Annotated in this window: 19 protein-coding genes; 13 read left to right on the plus strand and 6 right to left on the minus strand. The window is 63.1% G+C overall.

All coding sequences use genetic code 11. The features are described from left to right. The 12 genes from nuoE to BTN82_RS18540 all read left to right on the plus strand — a co-directional run bounded on the left by nuoE (position 1) and on the right by BTN82_RS18540 (position 12,874). Positions 1-498, plus strand: coding sequence for an NADH-quinone oxidoreductase subunit NuoE (gene nuoE / locus BTN82_RS18485; RefSeq protein WP_075120553.1), 498 nt, complete (start codon positions 1-3; stop codon positions 496-498). After that, positions 495-1,850 (plus strand): NADH-quinone oxidoreductase subunit NuoF, encoded by a 1,356-nt coding sequence (gene nuoF, locus BTN82_RS18490; RefSeq protein WP_075120554.1) that lies wholly within the window; start codon positions 495-497, stop codon positions 1,848-1,850. The genes nuoE and nuoF overlap by 4 nt, the downstream gene beginning before the upstream one ends. A 134-nt stretch (positions 1,851-1,984) precedes the next feature. After that, complete coding sequence (gene nuoG / locus BTN82_RS18495; RefSeq protein ID WP_075120555.1) at positions 1,985-4,699, plus strand: NADH-quinone oxidoreductase subunit NuoG; 2,715 nt, start codon at positions 1,985-1,987, stop codon at positions 4,697-4,699. After that, the gene (nuoH, locus tag BTN82_RS18500; protein ID WP_075120556.1) at positions 4,696-5,703 is read left to right on the plus strand and encodes an NADH-quinone oxidoreductase subunit NuoH; all 1,008 of its coding nucleotides are present in this window, start codon (positions 4,696-4,698) and stop codon (positions 5,701-5,703) included. The genes nuoG and nuoH overlap by 4 nt, the downstream gene beginning before the upstream one ends. Positions 5,704-5,714: 11 nt before the next feature. After that, on the plus strand, positions 5,715-6,263 hold the full coding sequence (gene nuoI / locus BTN82_RS18505) for an NADH-quinone oxidoreductase subunit NuoI (protein ID WP_075120557.1): 549 nt from the start codon (positions 5,715-5,717) through the stop codon (positions 6,261-6,263). A 9-nt stretch (positions 6,264-6,272) separates the two neighbouring features. Further along, on the plus strand, positions 6,273-6,773 hold the full coding sequence (gene nuoJ / locus BTN82_RS18510; RefSeq protein ID WP_075120558.1) for an NADH-quinone oxidoreductase subunit J: 501 nt from the start codon (positions 6,273-6,275) through the stop codon (positions 6,771-6,773). Between the two features lie 4 nt (positions 6,774-6,777). Further along, entirely contained in the window at positions 6,778-7,086 is a 309-nt protein-coding gene (gene nuoK / locus BTN82_RS18515; RefSeq protein ID WP_044463936.1) for an NADH-quinone oxidoreductase subunit NuoK, read from the plus strand. Beyond that, positions 7,083-8,936 carry an NADH-quinone oxidoreductase subunit L gene (gene nuoL, locus BTN82_RS18520; RefSeq protein WP_075120559.1) on the plus strand — a complete coding sequence of 618 codons (1,854 nt, stop codon included), beginning with the start codon at positions 7,083-7,085 and terminating at the stop codon, positions 8,934-8,936. Before nuoK ends, nuoL begins: the two co-directional genes overlap by 4 nt. A gap of 39 nt (positions 8,937-8,975) precedes the next feature. Continuing rightward, positions 8,976-10,508, plus strand: a complete 1,533-nt coding sequence (nuoM, locus tag BTN82_RS18525) for an NADH-quinone oxidoreductase subunit M (protein WP_075120560.1) — start codon at positions 8,976-8,978, stop codon at positions 10,506-10,508. 7 nt (positions 10,509-10,515) lie between these two features. Then, a complete protein-coding gene (nuoN, locus tag BTN82_RS18530; RefSeq protein WP_075120561.1) occupies positions 10,516-11,979 on the plus strand; it encodes an NADH-quinone oxidoreductase subunit NuoN in 1,464 nt (487 codons plus the stop codon). 240 nt (positions 11,980-12,219) lie between these two features. Then, positions 12,220-12,570 carry a toxin gene (locus BTN82_RS18535; protein WP_075120562.1) on the plus strand — a complete coding sequence of 117 codons (351 nt, stop codon included), beginning with the start codon at positions 12,220-12,222 and terminating at the stop codon, positions 12,568-12,570. Then, complete coding sequence (locus BTN82_RS18540) at positions 12,560-12,874, plus strand: helix-turn-helix domain-containing protein (protein WP_075120563.1); 315 nt, start codon at positions 12,560-12,562, stop codon at positions 12,872-12,874. Before BTN82_RS18535 ends, BTN82_RS18540 begins: the two co-directional genes overlap by 11 nt. Positions 12,875-12,993: 119 nt before the next feature. Here the strand turns inward: BTN82_RS18540 and BTN82_RS18545 are convergent, their stop codons facing one another. The 6 genes from BTN82_RS18545 to BTN82_RS18570 form a co-directional block, all read right to left on the minus strand. After that, positions 12,994-14,736, minus strand: coding sequence for an ABC transporter substrate-binding protein (locus BTN82_RS18545; protein WP_075120564.1), 1,743 nt, complete (start codon positions 14,734-14,736; stop codon positions 12,994-12,996). 164 nt (positions 14,737-14,900) lie between these two features. Further along, positions 14,901-15,173: a DUF2160 domain-containing protein gene (locus tag BTN82_RS18550; protein WP_075120576.1), complete on the minus strand. Its 273-nt coding sequence runs from the start codon at positions 15,171-15,173 to the stop codon at positions 14,901-14,903. Between the two features lie 10 nt (positions 15,174-15,183). Further along, on the minus strand, positions 15,184-15,984 hold the full coding sequence (locus BTN82_RS18555) for a carbohydrate ABC transporter permease (protein WP_007929618.1): 801 nt from the start codon (positions 15,982-15,984) through the stop codon (positions 15,184-15,186). Between the two features lie 11 nt (positions 15,985-15,995). Further along, a complete protein-coding gene (locus tag BTN82_RS18560; RefSeq protein WP_075120565.1) occupies positions 15,996-16,862 on the minus strand; it encodes a carbohydrate ABC transporter permease in 867 nt (288 codons plus the stop codon). Then, positions 16,859-17,974, minus strand: coding sequence for an ABC transporter ATP-binding protein (locus BTN82_RS18565; protein WP_075120566.1), 1,116 nt, complete (start codon positions 17,972-17,974; stop codon positions 16,859-16,861). Before BTN82_RS18565 ends, BTN82_RS18560 begins: the two co-directional genes overlap by 4 nt. Further along, the gene (locus tag BTN82_RS18570; protein ID WP_075120567.1) at positions 17,974-19,068 is read right to left on the minus strand and encodes an ABC transporter ATP-binding protein; all 1,095 of its coding nucleotides are present in this window, start codon (positions 19,066-19,068) and stop codon (positions 17,974-17,976) included. Before BTN82_RS18570 ends, BTN82_RS18565 begins: the two co-directional genes overlap by 1 nt. 370 nt (positions 19,069-19,438) lie before the next feature. Between BTN82_RS18570 and BTN82_RS18575 the strand changes: the two genes are divergently transcribed. Continuing rightward, positions 19,439-21,271 (plus strand): sigma-54-dependent Fis family transcriptional regulator (locus tag BTN82_RS18575; protein WP_075120568.1); only part of this gene is annotated, 1,833 nt, incomplete at its 3' end.

Below are 21,271 nucleotides of genomic sequence, written 5' to 3' on the forward strand. Positions count from 1 at the left end.
ATGAACAGCACGCTTATCCAGACAGACCGTTTCGCCCTGAGCGAAACCGAGCGCTCGGCCATCGAGCACGAGCTGCATCACTACGAAGACCCGCGCGCGGCGTCGATCGAAGCCCTGAAGATCGTCCAGAAGGAACGTGGCTGGGTGCCTGACGGCGCGCTCTATGCCATCGGCGAGATCCTCGGCATCCCGGCCAGCGACGTAGAAGGCGTGGCGACGTTCTACAGCCAGATCTTCCGTCAACCGGTCGGCCGCCACATCATCCGCGTCTGCGACAGCATGGTCTGCTACATCGGCGGCCACGAGTCCGTGGTCGGCCAGATCCAGAGCGAGCTGGGCATCGGCCTCGGCCAGACCACCGCCGACGGCCGCTTCACCCTGCTGCCGGTGTGCTGCCTGGGCAACTGCGACAAGGCCCCGGCGCTGATGATCGACGACGACACTTTCGGCGACGTGCAGCCAGCTGGCGTGGCCAAGCTGTTGGAGGGCTACGTATGACCCTGACATCCTTTGGCCCGGCCAACCGCATCCAGCGCAGCCCGGAAACCCACCCGCTGACTTGGCGCCTGCGCGACGACGGCGAGCCGGTATGGCTCGACGAGTACCAGGCCAAGAACGGCTACGCCGCGGCACGCAAGGCCTTCGCCGACCTGTCCCAGGACGACATCGTCCAGACCGTCAAGGACGCTGGCCTCAAGGGTCGCGGCGGCGCGGGCTTCCCCACTGGCGTGAAGTGGGGCCTGATGCCCAAAGACGAATCCATGAACATCCGCTACCTGCTGTGCAACGCGGATGAAATGGAGCCCAACACCTGGAAGGACCGCATGCTGATGGAGCAACTGCCCCATCTGCTGATCGAAGGCATGCTGATCAGCGCCCGCGCGCTGAAAACCTACCGCGGCTACATCTTCCTGCGCGGCGAGTACACCACTGCCGCCAAGCACCTCAACCGTGCCGTGGAAGAAGCCAAGGCCGCAGGCCTCTTGGGCAAGAACATCCTGGGCTCGGGCTTCGATTTCGAGCTGTTCGTGCACACCGGCGCCGGGCGTTACATCTGCGGTGAAGAAACCGCGCTGATCAACTCCCTCGAAGGTCGCCGCGCCAACCCGCGCTCCAAGCCGCCCTTCCCTGCCGCCGTCGGCGTGTGGGGCAAGCCGACCTGCGTGAACAACGTCGAGACCCTGTGCAACGTGCCGGCGATCATCGGCGACGGCGTGGACTGGTACAAATCCCTCGCTCGCGAAGGCAGCGAAGACCACGGCACCAAGCTGATGGGCTTCTCCGGCAAAGTGAAGAACCCTGGCCTGTGGGAGCTGCCGTTCGGCGTGACCGCGCGCGAGCTGTTCGAGGACTACGCCGGCGGCATGCGCGACGGCTTCAAGCTCAAGTGCTGGCAGCCAGGCGGCGCCGGTACCGGTTTCCTGTTGCCGGAACACCTAGACGCCCAGATGTACGCCGGCGGCATCGCCAAGGTGGGCACCCGCATGGGCACCGGCCTGGCCATGGCGGTGGACGACAGCGTCAACATGGTGTCGCTGCTGCGCAACATGGAGCAGTTCTTCGCCCGCGAATCCTGCGGCTTCTGCACCCCGTGCCGCGATGGCTTGCCATGGAGCGTCAAGCTGCTGATGGCGATCGAGAAAGGCGAAGGCCAGCCCGGCGACATCGAGACGCTGCTGGGCCTGGTCGGCTTCCTCGGCCCAGGCAAGACCTTCTGTGCTCACGCACCGGGTGCCGTGGAGCCGTTGGGCAGCGCCATCAAATACTTCCGTCCGGAGTTCGAAGCCGGCATCGCGCCTACCAGCGCTGCCGTCCCGCCTCTGGCAAGGCCGATCGTAGTCGGCGCGTAACGCTTAAAGAAGCGAAGGGTCCGTGCCCTTCGCTTTTCGTGTGATGACGCCGCGCGCGGCTGTTTTGATTCACGCGAAAACGAGATTCCATTAGCCACGCCCGCTGACACCGGGCCAACGAAGAACTTTGAACCATGGCCACTATCCACGTAGACGGCAAAGCGCTCGAAGTCGATGGGGCAGACAACCTGTTACAGGCATGTCTGTCGCTAGGCCTCGACATCCCTTACTTCTGCTGGCACCCCGCTCTCGGTAGCGTCGGTGCCTGTCGCCAGTGCGCGGTCAAGCAGTACACCGACGAGAACGACACCCGCGGTCGCATCGTCATGTCCTGCATGACTCCCGCCACCGACAACACCTGGATCTCCATCGACGATGAAGAATCCAAGGCCTTCCGCGCCAGCGTCGTCGAATGGCTGATGACCAACCACCCGCACGACTGCCCGGTCTGCGAGGAAGGCGGTCACTGCCACCTGCAAGACATGACGGTGATGACCGGCCACAACGAGCGCCGTTATCGCTTCACCAAGCGCACCCACCAGAACCAGGAACTCGGCCCGTTCATCGCTCACGAGATGAACCGCTGCATCGCCTGCTACCGCTGCGTGCGTTTCTACAAGGACTATGCCGGCGGCACCGACCTGGGTGTATACGGCGCCCACGACAACGTGTACTTCGGTCGCGTCGAAAGCGGCACCCTGGAAAGCGAGTTCTCCGGCAACCTCACCGAGGTCTGCCCGACCGGTGTGTTCACCGACAAGACCCACTCCGAACGCTACAACCGCAAGTGGGACATGCAGTTCTCGCCGAGCATCTGCCATGGCTGCTCCAGCGGTTGCAACATCTCCCCGGGCGAGCGCTACGGCGAACTGCGGCGCATCGAGAACCGCTACAACGGTTCGGTGAACCAGTACTTCCTGTGCGACCGCGGCCGCTTCGGCTACGGCTACGTCAACCGCGAAGACCGCCCGCGCCAGCCGCTGCTGGACAACGGCACCAAGCTGAGCCTGGACCAGGCGCTGGACAAGGCCGCCGACCTGCTGCGCGGTCGCAATATCGTCGGCATCGGCTCGCCCCGCGCCAGCCTCGAAAGCAACTACGCCCTGCGTGAGCTGGTCGGCGCCGAGCACTTCTACTCCGGCATCGAAGCCGCCGAGCTGGAGCGCATTCGCCTGGTCCTGCAAGTGCTGAACGACAGCCCGCTGCCCGTACCGACCCTGCGCGACATCGAAGACCACGACGCGGTGTTCGTCCTCGGCGAAGACCTGACCCAGACCGCCGCCCGCATGGCCCTCGCCCTGCGCCAGTCGGTCAAGGGCAAGGCCGAAGACATGGCCGAGGCCATGCGCGTTCAACCGTGGCTCGACGCCGCGGTGAAAAACATCGGCCAGCACGCGCTGAACCCGCTGTTTATCGCGACCCTGGCTGAAACCAAGCTCGACGACGTCGCCGAGGAGTGTGTACACGCCGCTCCCGACGACCTGGCGCGCATCGGTTTCGCCGTGGCCCACGCCCTGGACGCCAGCGCCCCGGCCGTCGAAGGCCTGGACGCCGAAGCCCAGGAGCTGGCCAAGCGCATCGCCGACGCCCTGCTCACGGCCAAGCGCCCGCTGATCGTCGCCGGCACCTCCCTGGGTTCCAAGGCACTGATCGAAGCGGCCGCCAACATCGCCAAGGCCCTGAAGCTGCGCGAGAAGAACGGCTCCATCAGCCTGATCGTGCCTGAGGCCAACAGCCTCGGCCTGGCCATGCTCGGTGGCGAATCGGTGGACGCGGCCCTGCAAGCGGTAATCTCCGGCAGCGCCGACGCCATCGTCGTGCTGGAAAACGATCTGTACACCCGCACCGACGCCGCTCAAGTCGACGCCGCGCTGAATGCCGCGAAAGTGCTGATTGTCGCCGACCACCAGAAGACCGCCACCAGCGATCGCGCGCACCTGGTTCTGCCAGCGGCGAGCTTCGCCGAAGGCGACGGCACCCTGGTCAGCCAGGAAGGCCGTGCCCAGCGCTTCTTCCAGGTGTTCGATCCGACCTACATGGACGCCAGCATCCTGGTTCGCGAAGGCTGGCGCTGGCTGCATGCCCTGCGCGCCACCCTGCTGAACAAACCGGTGGACTGGACCCAGCTGGACCACGTCACCGCCGCCTGTGCCCAGAGCACCGCGCAACTGGCGCGCATCGTCGATGCCGCACCGTCGGCGTCGTTCCGCATCAAGGGCCTGAAACTGGCCCGCGAACCGCTGCGCTACAGCGGCCGTACCGCCATGCGCGCCGACATCAGCGTGCATGAACCGCGTACCCCGCAAGACAAGGACACCGCGTTCGCCTTCTCCATGGAAGGTTACTCGGGCTCCGCCGAACCGCGCTCCCAAGTGCCGTTCGCCTGGTCGCCGGGCTGGAACTCGCCGCAAGCCTGGAACAAGTTCCAGGACGAAGTCGGCGGTCACCTGCGCGCCGGCGATCCAGGCACCCGCCTGATCGAAAGCCAGGGCGACCGCCTCGGCTGGTTCGCCAGCGTGCCACGCGCCTTCTCCCCGGCCCAGGGCACCTGGCAAGCCGTGCCGTTCTACCACCTGTTCGGCAGCGAAGAGAACTCTTCCAAAGCCGCTCCGGTCCAGGAACGCATTCCGGCCGCCTACGTTTCCCTGGCCAAGTCCGAGGCCGATCGCCTGGGCGTCAACGATGGCGCGCTGCTGGCGCTGAACGTGGCGGGCCAGACCCTGCGTCTGCCGTTGCGCATCAACGAAGAACTGGGCGCTGGCCTGGTGGCCCTGCCGGCCGGCCTGGCAGGCATTCCGCCGGCGATCTTTGGCAAATCCGTTGACGGTCTGCAGGAGGCAGCGCAATGACCTGGTTCACCCCTGAAGTGATTGACGTGATCCTGGCGGTCGTCAAGGCCCTGGTCATCATGCTCGCCGTCGTGGTCGCAGGCGCCCTGCTCAGCTTCGTCGAGCGTCGTCTGCTGGGCTGGTGGCAGGACCGCTACGGTCCGAACCGCGTCGGCCCGTTCGGCATGTTCCAGATCGCCGCCGACATGCTGAAGATGTTCTTCAAGGAAGACTGGACCCCGCCGTTTGCCGACAAGGTGATCTTCACCCTGGCGCCGGTCGTGGCCATGAGCGCCTTGCTGATCGCGTTCGCGATCATCCCGATCACCCCGACCTGGGGTGTGGCGGACCTGAACATCGGCCTGCTGTTCTTCTTCGCCATGGCCGGCCTTTCGGTCTACGCGGTGCTGTTCGCCGGCTGGTCGAGCAACAACAAGTTCGCCCTGCTGGGCAGCCTGCGTGCCTCGGCCCAGACCGTGTCCTATGAAGTGTTCATGGGCCTGGCGCTGATGGGCATCGTGGTCCAGGTCGGTTCGTTCAACATGCGTGACATCGTCGAGTACCAGGCGCAGAACCTGTGGTTCATCATTCCGCAGTTCTTCGGCTTCTGTACCTTCTTCATCGCTGGCGTGGCCGTGACTCACCGTCACCCGTTCGACCAGCCGGAAGCGGAACAGGAACTGGCCGACGGTTACCACATTGAATACGCCGGCATGAAATGGGGCATGTTCTTCGTTGGCGAATACATCGGCATCATCCTGATCTCGGCGTTGCTGGTCACCCTGTTCTTCGGTGGCTGGCACGGTCCGTTCGGCATCCTGCCGCAACTGTCCTTCGTCTGGTTCGCCCTGAAGACCGCGTTCTTCATCATGCTGTTCATCCTGCTGCGCGCCTCTATCCCGCGCCCGCGTTATGACCAGGTGATGGACTTCAGCTGGAAATTCTGCCTGCCGCTGACCCTGATCAATTTGCTGGTGACTGCTGCGCTTGTGTTGTTGAACACGCCAGCAGGCGCGGTTCAGTGAGGATTTGACCCATGTTCAAATATATTGGCGACATCGTTAAGGGTACCGGTACCCAACTGCGCAGCCTGGTGATGGTCTTCGGCCATGGCTTTCGCAAGCGCGACACCCTGCAATACCCGGAAGAGCCGGTCTACCTGCCGCCACGCTACCGTGGCCGTATCGTATTGACCCGCGACCCCGACGGCGAAGAGCGTTGCGTAGCCTGCAACCTGTGCGCCGTGGCGTGCCCGGTGGGTTGCATCTCGCTGCAGAAAGCTGAAACCGAAGACGGTCGCTGGTACCCGGACTTCTTCCGCATCAACTTCTCGCGTTGCATCTTTTGCGGCCTCTGCGAGGAAGCCTGCCCGACCACCGCGATCCAGCTCACGCCGGATTTCGAGATGGCCGAGTTCAAACGTCAGGACCTGGTTTACGAGAAAGAAGATCTGCTGATCTCCGGCCCCGGAAAGAACCCTGATTACAACTTCTATCGTGTTGCAGGTATGGCCATTGCCGGTAAGCCCAAAGGCGCCGCGCAAAACGAAGCCGAGCCGATCAACGTGAAGAGCTTGCTGCCTTAAGGAAGAAAGATGGAATTCGCTTTCTATTTCGCGTCAGGTGTCGCCGTTGTCTCCACGCTGCGCGTGGTCACCAACACCAACCCTGTACACGCCCTGCTCTACCTGATCATTTCGCTGATCGCCGTGGCGATGACGTTCTTCAGCCTTGGCGCGCCGTTCGCCGGTGTGCTGGAAGTGATCGCCTATGCCGGCGCCATCATGGTGCTGTTCGTGTTCGTGGTGATGATGCTGAACCTGGGGCCTGCCTCGGTCCAGCAGGAACGCATCTGGCTCAAGCCGGGGATCTGGGTCGGGCCGGTGATTCTCGCCGCCCTGCTGCTGGTCGAACTGCTGTACGTGCTGTTCAGCCACCAGAGCGGTGCCGGTATCGGTCAAACCACCGTGGACGCCAAGGCCGTGGGCATCAGCCTGTTCGGACCTTACCTGCTGGTGGTCGAACTCGCCTCGATGCTGCTGCTCGCCGCAGCCGTCACGGCGTTCCACCTGGGCCGCAACGAGGCGAAGGAGTAACTCTATGCCTGCTATCCCCTTGGAACATGGCCTGGCTGTCGCCGGCATCCTGTTCTGCCTCGGTCTGGTCGGCCTGATGGTCCGCCGCAACATTCTCTTCGTATTGATGAGCCTGGAAGTGATGATGAACGCCTCTGCACTGGCCTTCATCGTCGCGGGCGCCCGCTGGGCGCAGCCGGATGGACAAGTCATGTTCATCCTGGTGATCAGCCTGGCAGCCGCCGAGGCCAGTATTGGCCTGGCGATCCTGCTGCAGCTGTATCGCCGCTTCCACACTCTCGATATCGACGCTGCCAGCGAGATGCGCGGATGAACCTTCTCTATCTGACCTTCGTATTCCCCCTGATCGGTTTCCTGCTGCTGTCGTTCTCTCGTGGACGCATCTCGGAAAACCTTGCCGCCCTGATCGGCGTCGGCTCCATCGGCCTGTCGGCGATCGTCGCGGCTTATGTGATCTGGCAATTCAACGTCGCGCCGCCCGAGGGTGGCCACGTCACCCAGGTACTGTGGCAGTGGATGGCCGTAGGCGACTTCAAGCCGACCTTCGCCCTGTACCTGGACGGCCTGTCCGTGACCATGCTCGGCGTGGTGGTGGGCGTGGGCTTCCTGATCCACCTGTTCGCCTCCTGGTACATGCGCGGCGAAGCCGGTTACTCGCGCTTCTTCGCCTATACCAACCTGTTCATCGCCAGCATGCTGTTCCTGGTGCTGGGCGACGACCTGCTGTTCCTGTACTTCGGCTGGGAAGGTGTGGGCCTGTGCTCCTACCTGTTGATCGGTTTCTACTACAGCAACCGCAACAACGGTAACGCCGCGCTCAAGGCCTTCATCGTCACCCGTATCGGCGACGTGTTCATGGCCATCGGCCTGTTCATCCTGTTCCAGCAGCTGGGTACCCTGAACATCCAGCAACTGCTGGTGGCGGCGCCGGCGAAGTTCCAGGCCGGCGACTTCTGGATCACCCTGGCCACCCTGATGCTGCTCGGCGGCGCGGTCGGTAAATCCGCCCAACTGCCGCTGCAGACCTGGTTGGCGGACGCGATGGCCGGTCCTACCCCGGTTTCGGCACTGATCCACGCCGCGACCATGGTTACCGCCGGCGTCTACCTGATCGCCCGTACCCACGGCCTGTTCACCCTGGCGCCGGACATCCTGCACCTGGTGGGCGTGGTCGGCGGCGTGACCCTGGTGCTGGCCGGCTTCGCCGCGCTGGTGCAGACCGACATCAAGCGGATTCTCGCCTACTCGACCATGAGCCAGATCGGCTACATGTTCCTGGCCCTGGGCGTTGGCGCCTGGGACGGCGCGATCTTCCACCTGATGACCCACGCCTTCTTCAAGGCCCTGCTGTTCCTTGCTTCCGGCGCGGTGATCGTTGCCTGCCACCACGAGCAGAACATCTTCAAGATGGGCGGCCTGTGGAAGAAACTGCCGCTGGCCTACGCCAGCTTCATCGTCGGCGGCGCGGCCCTGGCGGCCCTGCCATTGGTCACCGCCGGTTTCTACTCCAAGGACGAGATCCTCTGGGAAGCCTTTGCCAGCGGTAACGAAGGTCTGCTGTATGCCGGTCTGGTGGGGGCGTTCATGACCTCGCTGTACACCTTCCGCCTGATCTTCATCACCTTCCACGGCGAAGCCAAGACCGAAGCCCACGCTGGCCACGGCATCAGCCACTGGCTGCCGCTGTCGGTGCTGATCGTGCTGTCGACCGCGGTCGGCGCCATGATCACCCCGCCGCTGCACGGCGTACTGCCGCTGAGCGCCGGCCATGCCGGCGGCGAAGCCAAGCACAGCCTGGAAATCGCCTCCGGCGCCATCGCCATCGCCGGTATCCTGCTGGCCGCGCTGCTGTTCCTCGGCAAGCGCCGCTTCGTCAGCGCCGTCGCCAACAGCGGTATCGGCCGCGTCCTCTCAGCCTGGTGGTTCGCTGCCTGGGGCTTCGACTGGATCTACGACAAACTGTTCGTCAAGCCTTATCTGGCGATCAGCCATGTACTGCGCAAAGACCCGCTCGACCAGACCATCGGTCTGATCCCGCGCCTGGCCAAAGGGGGTCACAACTCCCTGAGCCGTACGGAAACCGGTCAACTGCGTTGGTACGCCGCCTCGATGGCTGCCGGTGCCGTGCTGGTTATCGGCGCCGTCGTGCTGGTAGCGGTCTGATATGAACCTTGCGAACTTGCGAAAGGAATTGAGCCCGTCATGATTCTGCCTTGGCTAATCCTGATCCCCTTCATCGGCGGCCTGCTGTGCTGGATGGGTGAGCGCTTCGGCGCCACCCTCCCCCGCTGGATTGCGCTGCTGACCATGTCCCTGGAACTCGCTCTCGGCCTCTGGCTGTGGGCCCATGGCGACTACTCATTCGCTCCGGCACCTGGCGCCGATCCGACCTGGGCCCTGGAATTCAAGCATGTCTGGATCCAGCGTTTCGGCATCAACGTGCACCTGGCCCTCGACGGCCTGTCGCTGTTGATGATCCTGCTGACCGGCCTGTTGGGCGTGCTGTCGGTCCTCTGCTCGTGGAAAGAGATCCAGCGTCATGTGGGCTTCTTCCACCTGAACCTGATGTGGATCCTGGGCGGCGTCGTCGGCGTGTTCCTCGCCCTCGACCTGTTCATGTTCTTCTTCTTCTGGGAAATGATGCTGGTGCCGATGTACTTCCTCATCGCGCTCTGGGGTCACAGTTCTTCGGACGGCAAGAAAACCCGGATCTACGCGGCGACCAAGTTCTTCATCTTCACCCAGGCTTCCGGCCTGATCATGCTGGTGGCGATCCTCGGTCTGGTTCTGGTCAACTTCAACAACACCGGCGTGATTACCTTCAACTACGCTGACCTGTTGAAGACCAAGATGTCGCTGACCACCGAATACATCCTGATGCTCGGTTTCTTCATCGCCTTCGCGGTGAAACTGCCGGTGGTGCCGTTCCACTCCTGGCTGCCTGACGCTCACGCCCAGGCACCGACCGCTGGCTCCGTGGACCTGGCGGGCATCCTGCTGAAGACTGCGGCCTATGGCCTGCTGCGTTTCGCCCTGCCGCTGTTCCCGAACGCCTCGGCCGAGTTCGCGCCGATCGCCATGACCCTGGGCCTGATCGGGATCTTCTACGGTGCCTTCCTGGCTTTCGCCCAGACCGATATCAAGCGCCTGATCGCCTTCTCCAGCGTTTCGCACATGGGCTTCGTGCTGATCGGCATCTACTCCGGCAGCCAGCAGGCCCTGCAAGGCGCGGTGATCCAGATGCTGGCCCACGGCGTGTCGGCGGCGGCACTGTTTATCCTCAGCGGCCAGCTGTACGAACGCACCCACACCCGCGACATGCGTGAAATGGGCGGCCTGTGGTCGAAGATCGCCTACCTGCCGGCCATCAGCCTGTTCTTCGCGGCCGCCTCCCTGGGCCTGCCGGGTACCGGCAACTTCGTCGGCGAGTTCCTGATCCTGATCGGCACCTTCGCCAGCGCGCCGTGGATCACCGCGATCGCCACGTCCGGCCTGGTCTTCGGTTCGGTCTACTCGCTGATCATGATTCACCGCGCCTACTTCGGCCCGTCCAAGTCGGACGCGGTGCTGCACGGCATGGATGCTCGCGAACTGATCATGGTGCTCGGCCTGGCAGCGCTGCTGGTATACCTCGGCGTCTACCCGCAACCGTTCCTCGATACCTCTGCCGCTACGATGCATGGCGTGCAGCAATGGCTCGGTACCGCCTTCACTCAACTCGCTTCGGCCCGGTAAGAGCGCTATGGACTTTACGATTCAACACTTTATCGCGCTTGCGCCGCTGTTGATCACCAGCCTCACCATCGTTGTGGTGATGCTGGCGATCGCCTGGCGTCGCAACCATTCGCAAACCTTCCTGCTGTCGGTGGCCGGCCTGAACCTGGCGTTGCTGTCGATCCTGCCAGCCTTGAAAGTCGCGCCCCTGGCGGTGACTCCACTGCTGCAGATCGACTCGTTCGCGTGCCTGTACATGGCGCTGATCCTGGTCGCCACCCTGGCCTGCGTCACCCTCGCCCACGCCTACCTGGGCGACGGCGGCACCGGCTACCCGGGTAACCGCGAAGAGCTGTACCTGCTGATCCTGATGGCCGCCGCCGGCGGCCTGGTGCTGGTCAGCGCGCAACACCTGGCCGGCTTGTTCATCGGCCTGGAGCTGCTCTCGGTACCGGTCTACGGCCTGGTGGCCTATGCCTTCTTCAACAAGCGTTCGCTGGAAGCCGGCATCAAGTACATGGTGCTGTCGGCCGCCGGTTCCGCGTTCCTGCTGTTCGGCATGGCCCTGCTCTACGCCGAAGCCGGCAGCCTGAGCTTCAACGGCATCGGCCAGGCCTTGGCCGCCACCGGCCTGCCTAGCCCGCTGGCCCAGCTGGGCCTGGGCATGATGCTGATCGGCCTGGCGTTCAAGCTGTCGCTGGTGCCCTTCCACCTGTGGACCCCGGACGTCTACGAAGGCGCCCCGGCGCCAGTGGCGGCCTTCCTGGCCACCGCGAGCAAGGTGGCGGTCTTCGCGGTGATGGTTCGCCTGTTCCAGATCTCGCCAGTGGCCAGCAGCGGTGTGTTGAACACCGTGCTGACCGTGATCGCGATCGCTTCGATCCTGTTCGGTAACCTGCTGGCGCTGACCCAGAGCAACCTCAAGCGTCTGCTGGGTTACTCGTCCATCGCTCACTTCGGTTACCTGCTGATCGCCCTGGTGGCGAGCAAGGGCCTGGCGATGGAAGCCATCGGCGTGTACCTGGTCACCTACGTGATCACCAGCCTCGGCGCCTTCGGTGTGATCACCCTGATGTCCTCGCCTTACAAGGGTCGCGACGCGGATGCCCTGTACGAGTACCGCGGCCTGTTCTGGCGCCGTCCGTACCTGACCGCCGTCCTGACCGTGATGATGCTGTCCCTGGCCGGTATCCCGCTGACCGCGGGCTTCATCGGCAAGTTCTACATCATCGCCACCGGTGTCGAAGCGCATCAGTGGTGGCTGGTCGGCTCCCTGGTCCTGGGTAGCGCCATCGGCGTGTTCTACTACCTGCGCGTGATGGTCACCCTGTACCTGATCGAGCCGAACCTGCGCCGCGTCGACGCCCAGCTGCACTGGGAACAGAAGGCAGGCGGCGTGATGCTGCTAGCCATCGCGGTCCTGGCCTTCTTCCTCGGCGTCTACCCGCAACCGCTGCTGACCCTGGTTCAGCAATCCGGCCTGGCGGGCTGATCGCCCAGCGATACGCAGTCAGACAAAACGGCGCCTTCGGGCGCCGTTTTTGTTTTCCGAAACAGCCCCCCGCCCTCCCCCTCCACGATGAAGGGAATTGCCTTTCAGGCTTTCAAGAAGCGCCCTACACCCGTCCCGGCTCCAGCAACCTAAGGTCATTAAAAGGCGACCAACGCCCTGTTCGGCCGCTTGACCTTTACTCCTACCTTTCCGAATATATACGCAGGTAACGTACAAAGCATGGACGCACTTTTTATCGAGCTCCCCCCATTCCAGCGCTATCGCCAAAGCTACCTGGATGACGAACTGTTCCGCTGCCTGCAGTTCGAGCTGCTGAAGAACCCGGAGGCTGGCGACCTCATCGAAGGCACCGGCGGCTTGCGCAAGTTGCGCTTTGTCGATGAGCGACGGCACAAAGGCAAGCGCAGTGGGATTAGGGTGATTTATTACTGGTGGTCCACAGGTTTGCAGTTCTGGCTCTTCACCCTTTACGCGAAGAACGAGCAGGACGACCTGACACCCCAACAGAGAAAACTGCTCAGGCAGTTGCTGAACAGAGAAACCGAGGCGAGGGCCCATCATGAAACGTGAGATTTTTTCCGAACTGGTCGAAGGCTTCGAGGCCCTGGCCGACGAGCGCCAGGGCAAGGTCACCCTGCGCACGCACAAGGTCAAGCTGAACGCCCTGTTACCCATCAGCGCCGAAGAAGTGCTGCGGGTTCGCCAGCAGTTGAACCTGTCCCGGTCGGTGTTTGCCATGTACCTGCGCACCAACACCCGAACCCTGGAGAACTGGGAACAAGGCCGCGCTAAACCCAATGCCCAGGCCACGACCCTGATCCGCCTGGTGGAACGTTTTCCCGACATGGTGGAACGCCTGGCGACACTGGCCTGAGGCCCACGGCGTTATTGCCGGAGCGAGCGTGCTCGCGATAGCCGTAGCCCCTTCCCCCCAAAAGGCGCCCACAAAAAACGGCACCCGAAGATGCCGTTTGGTTGTTCCGCTCCACAGCCTTACTTGCGCGCCGCCTCCCACGACTTGAGCAGTTCGTTGTAGCTCACGGTTTCGCCCTGGGGCTTCTCGTTGGCCAGTTTCGGCTTCGGCGCACCCGGTTGGTCGAACCAGTATTGCGCGTCGCGCTCGGGGTTCATTTTCGGCGCGCAGGTGGCCTGGGCCTTCGAGCGCTCGAGACGGCTCATGATCGCGTCCTGGTCCTTGGCCAGGCCATCGAGCGCCTGTTGCGGAGTCTTTTCGCCACTGGCCGCTTCGGCGATATGGCTCCACCACAATTGCGCCAGGCGCGGATAGTCCGGCACGTTGGTGCCGGTCGGCGTCCACTGCACGCGGGCCGGGCTGCGATAGAACTCCACCAGGCCACCGAGTTTCGGCGCCAGGTCGGTCATCGCCTGGGAGTTGATGTCCGACTCGCGGATCGGCGTCAGGCCGACGATGGTCTTCTTCAACGACACGGTTTTCGAGGTCACGAACTGCGCGTACAGCCAGGCCGCGAGTTTCTGTTTCTCCGGCGTAGACTTCATGAATGTCCACGACCCCACGTCCTGATAACCGAGCTTCATGCCCTCTTCCCAGTACGGGCCGCGCGGCGACGGCGCCATGCGCCACTTAGGCGTGCCGTCGGCGTTGACCACCGGCAGGCCCGGCTTGGTCATGTCGGCGGTGAACGCGGTGTACCAGAAGATCTGCTGGGCGATGTTGCCCTGGGACGGTACCGGCCCGGATTCGGAGAAGGTCATGCCGGCAGCTTCCGGGGGCGCGTATTTTTTCAGCCAGTCGACGTATTTGGTGGTGGCGAACACCGCCGCCGGGCCGTTGGTATCGCCGCCACGGGTCACGCTGGAACCCACCGGGTGGCAATCCTCGACACGAATGCCCCATTCGTCCACCGGCAGGCCGTTGGGGATACCCTTGTCGCCGCCGCCGGCCATGGAGAACCAGGCATCGGTGAAGCGCCAGCCCAGGGACGGATCTTTCTTGCCGTAATCCATGTGCCCATAGACCCGCTTGCCGTCGATTTCCTTGACGTCTTCGCTGAAGAACTTGGCGATGTCTTCATAGGCCGACCAGTTCACCGGCACGCCCAACTCGTAGCCGTACTTTTCCTTGAACTTGGCTTTCAACTCTGGCCGCTCGAACCAGTCGGCGCGGAACCAGTACAGGTTGGCGAACTGCTGGTCGGGCAACTGGTAGATCTTGCCGTCCGGCGCGGTGGTGAACGAGAGGCCGATGAAGTCCTTGATGTCCAGGGTCGGCGAGGTGAAGTCCTTGCCTTCGTTGGCCATCAGGTCGGTGATCGATTCGGTCTTGCCGTAGCGAAAGTGCGTGCCGATCAAATCGGAGTCGTTGACCCAACCGTCATAGATGCTCTTGTCGGACTGCATCACGGTCTGCAACTTCTCCACCACGTCGCCTTCTTGCAGTAGGTCGTGAGTCAGTTTGATGCCGGTGATTTCACTGAAGGCCTTGGCCAGCACCTTGGACTCGTACTCGTGGGTGGTCAGGGTTTCCGAAACCACCTTGATGTCCATGCCGCGAAACGGCTCGGCGGCCTTGATAAACCACTTCAACTCCTCGAGCTGCTGCTCGGCCGTCAGGGTCGACGGTTTGAATTCGTTGCCGATCCATTTTTTCGCAGCGTCTTCATAGGCATCGGCCCAGGCGGACGCGCTCAGACCGCTGAGTGCCAGCATGGCCGCCAATGAAATGCTATGTCGCAGCTTATTGTTTTTGTCGAACATAGAGATCTCCCGGTTAAGTTCAAAGAGGATCGATACCCATGCCTCTCCCTGTAGCAGCGAGCGTGCTCGCGAAGGTCGCTAGCGATGGCGCGTAGAACCAGGCTGTACGCGGCGCGCCGGAATTCTTCGCGAGCACGCTCGCGCCTACAGGGGTGGGATCAGTATCAACCCCAACGCATCACAGCCAACAGCCACACCAGGGACAACGCAGACGCGACCCAGATGCTCCAGTCGGTAACGCCGATGACCAGCAAGTGCAGGTAGGCGCTACCGAGAAGACCGATAAACAAGCGATCGCCACGGGTGGTGGCAATCGGCAGAAGACCTCGTCGCAACACACTGGGCGAACTCAACTCCCAAACGGTCATGCCCACCAGGATCAAGCCGATGACGGCAAAGAACGCCGCCGTGGGGACCGTCCAACTCATCCATTCCATCATCAGCCCCTCATACCCGGCCCAGGGCAAAGCCCTTGGCCACATGGTTGCGCACGAACCAGATCACCAGCATGCCCGGCAGGATGGTCAGCACCCCGGCCGCCGCCAGCACGCCCCAGTCGATCCCGGAGGCGGACACGGTGCGGGTCATCACCGCGGCGATCGGCTTGGCGTTGACCGAGGTCAGGGTCCGTGCCAACAACAGCTCGACCCAGGAAAACATGAAGCAGAAGAACGCCGTCACGCCGATCCCCGAACCGATCAGCGGGACGAAGATCTTCACGAAGAACTTGGGAAAGCTGTAGCCATCGATGTAGGCGGTTTCGTCGATTTCCTTGGGCACCCCGGACATGAAGCCCTCGAGGATCCACACCGCCAGCGGCACGTTGAACAGGCAGTGGGCCAGGGCCACGGCGATGTGCGTATCGAACAAGCCGATGGATGAATACAGCTGGAAGAACGGCAGCAGGAACACCGCCGGCGGCGCCATGCGGTTGGTCAGCAGCCAGAAGAACAGGTGCTTGTCGCCAAGGAAGCGGTAGCGCGAGAAGGCATAGGCCGCCGGCAGCGCCACGCTCAGGGAAATCACCGTGTTGAGGCTGACGTAATACAGGGAGTTGAGGTAGCCGGTGTACCAGCTGGGGTCGGTGAAGATCACCTTGTAGTTGTGCCAGGTAAAATCCTGGGGCCACAGGGTCAGGCTGCCGAGGATCTCGTTGTTGCTCTTGAACGACATGTTCAGCAACCAGTAGATCGGCACCAGCAGGAACAGGATGTAGATCAGCAGCGGTATCAGCTTGCGCTTGGTCATGGCGGCAGGCCTCAGCGATTGGCGTCGGAGTGGGTCATGGCGGTGTAGAACAGCCAGGACACCAGCAGGATGATCAGGAAATACACCAAGGAGAACGCCGCGGCCGGGCCCAGGTCGAACTGGCCGATGGCCATTTGGGTCAGGGTCTGGCTGAGGAAGGTCGTGGCGTTGCCCGGCCCGCCGCCGGTGAGCACGAACGGCTCGGTGTAGATCATGAAGCTGTCCATGAAGCGCAGCATCACCGCGATCAGCAGCACGCTCTTCATCTTCGGCAACTGGATATGCCGGAACACCGCCCAGTTCGAAGCCCGGTCGATGCGCGCCGCCTGGTAATACACGTCCGGAATCGCCCGCAGCCCCGAGTAGCACAGCAGCGCCACCAGCGAGGTCCAGTGCCAGACATCCATCACCAGCACCGTGACCCAGGCGTCCATGGTGTTGGCCGCGTAGTTGTAGTTGATGCCCAGGGCATTCAGCGTCGAGCCCATCAGGCCGATATCGGCGCGGCCGAAGATCTGCCAGATGGTGCCCACCACGTTCCACGGAATCAGCAGCGGGATGGCCAGGATGATCAGCACCGCCGACGACCAGCGACCCTTGCTCGGCATAGTCAGGGCGATGGCTATCCCCAAGGGGATTTCGATCAGCAGCACGCAGGCCGAATAAATGAACTGACGCAGCAGCGAGTCGTGCAGGCGCGGGTCGAGCAGCACCTGGCGGTACCAGTCGGCACCGACGAAGTAGCGGCTGGACTGGTCGAAGATGTCCTGCACCGAGTAGTTGACCACGGTCATCATCGGGATCACCGCGCTGAACGCCACCAGCAGGAACACCGGCAACACCAGCCACCAGGCCTTGTTGTTCTGCACCTTGTTCATGGCTGAACCTCGTTCGGGGCGTGGGCCTCCAGCAGGTATTCGTCGGCATAGACCATCAGCCACTGCGCGGGAAAGCTGATGCTGGCCTGGCCCTGCGGCACTGGTTTGTCTTCGGCCAGGCGCACTTTCAGCACGGCGCCGTCGAGGTCCAGGGTCATGATCTTGTAGGTGCCCAGGTCTTCGACGTGCATCACCTCGGCCTGCAACGCCTCATCGTAGGGTTCGTCCCAGACATGGATGAACTCCGGGCGGATGCCGACTTTCAGGCCCTGGCAACCGCTCTCGGCAATTCGCTGCTGCATCGCCTCGGGCAAGGCCAGGTGAGTCCCGGCGAAACCGACGCCGCCGGGTTCGGCCCGGACCTCGATCAGGTTCATCCCCGGGCTGCCGATGAAGTAGCCGACAAAGGTGTGGCTCGGCCGCTCGAACAACTCCCGCGGCGTACCGAACTGGACAATCTGCCCGCCGTACATCACCGCGATCTTGTCGGCGAAGGTCGAGGCTTCGAGCTGGTCGTGGGTGACATACACCATGGTGATATTGAACTGCTCATGGATCTGCTTGAGCTTGCGCCGCAGCTTCCACTTCAGGTGCGGGTCGATCACCGTCAGCGGCTCGTCGAAGAGGATCGCCGACACGTCGTCGCGCACCAGCCCGCGGCCCATGGAGACCTTCTGCTTCTCATCGGCACTGAGATTACGCGCCTTCTTGTTCAACAACGCCTGCAGGTCGAGGACCTCGGCGATCTCCTGCACCTTGCTGTGCACCTTGGCCTCGGCCATGCCCTGGTTGCGCAGCGGGAAGGCCAGGTTGTCGAACACCGTCATGGTGTCGTAGACCACCGGAAACTGGAAAACCTGGGCGATATTGCGCTTCTCGGGCGTCAGCTCGTTGACCACCCGGGTGTCGAACAACACCTGCCCCTGGGAGGGGCTGAGCAGCCCGGAAATGATGTTGAGCAGGGTCGACTTGCCGCAGCCCGACGGCCCGAGCAAGGCATAGGCGCCGCCCTGCTCCCAGATATGGTTCATCTCGCGGATCGCATAGTCCTCGGGGCCCGCGGGGGTACTGGTGTAGCTGTGCGCGAGGTTGTGCAAACGGATCTCGGCCATCAGGCAACCCTCGCGACGCGCTGTCTCGGCGCCTGGACCAGACGGCCCTGGGCATCGAAGACGAACAGTTTGTGGGTGGGGATATAAATGCGGATCGGCGCGTCGACGTCGTATTCGTGCACGCCCGACAGGTGCAGCACCAGCAGGAAGTGTTCGTTGCGCACATGGAGGAAGGTTTCCGAGCCGCTGATTTCCGCCACCTCGACAGTCACCGCCAGCTCCAGGTCGTCGTCGTTGCTCGGCACCAGGGAGATATGGCTGGGCCGCACGCCGAAACGGAATTCGCCCTCGCCCACCGGACGCAAATCCACGTTCAGGGGAAAATGCACGAAATTGGCGAAGCTCACTTCATTGCCGGCAATGCGTCCCGGCATCAGGTTGATCGGCGGCTCGGAGAACAGCTCGGCGGCCAGCACCGTCCGCGGCTGGTGATAGACCTCGGCGGTCTTGCCGCTCTGCACCAGGCGACCTTCATGCAGGATCGTGGTCGTGCCGCCCAGGGCCAAGGCCTCGTTGGGTTCGGTGGTGGCGTAGATGGCAATGGTGTGGCGCGCCTGGAACAGCTCGCGCATTTCCTGGCGCAGCTCTTCGCGCAGCTTGTAATCGAGGTTGACCAGCGGTTCGTCGAACAGGATCAGCTCGGCATCCTTGACCAGCGCCCGGGCCATGGCCGTACGTTGCTGCTGGCCGCCGGACAGCTCCAGCGGGTGGCGCTGCAGGAATTTTTCGATCCGCAGCATCTTCGCCGTTTCCAGCACCTTGCTCTGGATCAACTCGGCCGAGACACCCGCCTGGCGCAGCGGCGAGGCAATGTTCTCGAACACGGTCAGGGTCGGGTAGTTGATGAACTGCTGATAGACCATCGACACGTTGCGCAGCCGCACCGGCCGCCCGGTAACGTCCACGCCGTTCATCAGGATCCGCCCGCTGGCGGGCTTGTCGAGCCCGGCGATCAGGCGCATCAGGCTGGTCTTGCCGGACAGCGTGCGCCCCAGCAACACATTGAAGGAACCGGGTTCGAAGCGCAGCGAGATGTCGTCGATCCAGGTCTGGCCCTCGACGACACGGCTGACGTGTTCCAGCGTTAATGACATGGCTCGGCCTTTTTTATTATTGGAGTCAAGCGACCGCAGCAGCAGAGCGACTTTCGTGCCAGAACCACTGTTCAACACCAAGCCACTGATAAGCCGAAGGTTTATGTAAAGGCCGGACATTCGCGGTTTCGCTGCTGAACAGAAATGAACAACCCAGGCTGAACAACTGAACAATCCGGCGGTTGACAATGAACAATCGTGAACAACACTGGATGAACGTTTTCGTGGCCAGGACTGCTTTATGTAGCCGCTGCCGCAGGCTGCGATCGGCGGCGCAGCCGTCGTAAACCGGCCGACGTGTGTTCCCAGGCCGATCGCGGATGCAGGAAGCGCAGCCCGTCATAACAAGAACAAGAAGAGACCCGTCAACATGAGCGCTCCTGCCCCACCGCTGTCGCACGAGACCGTCGTCAAGGACTCCTGGAGCCGCTGCCGGGCCTTTGGGCTCAACCACCAGAGCGCGCCCGCCTTCGACCAACTGCCCGCCGAGCGCATCGCCCAGTTGCTGGAAAGCCAGCACGCCCTGGTGCAGACCACTCACCAGGAAGTGCTGCCTTATTACGAGAACATCCTCAGCAACTCCAATTGCCTGATCATGCTCGCCGACAACCAGGGGCAGGTGCTGACGTCCTGGGGCACCCAACGTTTTATCGAGCCCAGCCTGGCCCGCGGTTTCAGCGCCGGCGCCAGTTGGCTGGAACACTGCAGCGGGACGAACGCCATCGGCACCGCCCTGGCCTGCGAGCAGGCGGTGCATATCGAGCACGACGAACACTTCCTCAAGGCCAACCGTTTCATGACCGGCTCGGCGGCGCCGATCTTCGACGCCGAGCGCCGGGTGATCGCGGTGCTGGACGTCTCCAGCGACAGCTACCTGCCGCCGTCCCACACCCTGGGCATGGTCAAGATGATGAGCCAGACCGTGGAGAACCGGCTGATCCTCAACCTGTTCGAAGGCCGGCATTTCCAGCTGACCTTCAACACCGGGCTGAACAACCTCGACAGCCAGTGGGCCGGCCTGCTGATCTTTGACGAAAGCGGCCAGGTGCTTTCGGCCAACCGCCGCGCCGACAACCTGTTGGGTCTCAGCCTGTCCCGGGTGGCCATCGACAGCCTGTTCAAGGTGTCCTTGCTCGAATTGCTCAACCAGCCCGAGGGCTTGCCGTTCGCCCTGCAGGCCGCCGGGCGCAACCGTTTCCACTGCCTGCTCAAGCGTCCGCGGCAAGCGCCGATCCAGGCCCGGGTTTTCGCCGCGCCCGCCGCCCAGCCGGCCCCCGTCGACCTCGAAAACATCAGCCTGAACACCTTGCACTTCGGTGACAGCCGGGTCGAGAAAGCCGTGCGCCAGGCCGAGCGGTTGCTGGAAAAGGACATTCCGCTGCTGATCCACGGCGAAACCGGGGTCGGCAAGGAGGTCTTCGTCAAGGCCTTGCACCAGGCCAGTTCCAGGAGCAAACAGGCATTCATCGCCGTGAACTGCGCGGCGATCCCCGCCGAACTGGTGGAGTCCGAACTGTTCGGCTACGAAAAGGGCGCCTTCACCGGGGCCAATCAGAAAGGCAGCATCGGCCTGATCCGCAAAGCCGACAAAGGCACGTTGTTCCTCGACGAAATCGGCGACATGCCCCTGCCCACCCAGGCCCGCCTGTTGCGGGTGCTACAGGAACGCTGCGTGCAACCGGTGGGCAGCAGCGAACTGTTCCCGGTGGACATCCGCATCATCTCGGCCACCAACCGTTCCCTACGCGAACAGGTGCAGCTCGGGCGCTTTCGCGAAGACCTGTATTACCGCATCGGCGGCCTGACCCTGGAACTGCCACCCCTGCGCGAACGCAGCGACAAGCAGGCGCTGTTCAAGCGCCTCTGGGAACAGCACCGCGACCCGGGGCAATGGGCCGGCTTGAGCCGCGACGTCCAGGCCTTGTTCGAGCGCCATCCCTGGCCGGGCAACCTGCGTCAGGTCAGCAGCGTGATGCAGGTGGCACTGGCCATGGCCGAAGACCAACCGATCCGCGCCGAGCACCTGCCGGACGACTTCTTTGTCGACTTGGGACTGGAGCCCGTCGCCAACAACGAACCGCCCGGCGACATCGACCTGGAAGACGCCACCGACCTGCACCGCCAGCTCAAGGCCGTGGGCGGCAACATCTCCCTGCTGGCGCGACGGCTGGGGGTGAGTCGCAATACGCTGTACAAGCGCCTG

This window comes from Pseudomonas chlororaphis (assembly GCF_001921865.1).
Classification (GTDB): domain Bacteria; phylum Pseudomonadota; class Gammaproteobacteria; order Pseudomonadales; family Pseudomonadaceae; genus Aquipseudomonas; species Aquipseudomonas chlororaphis_D.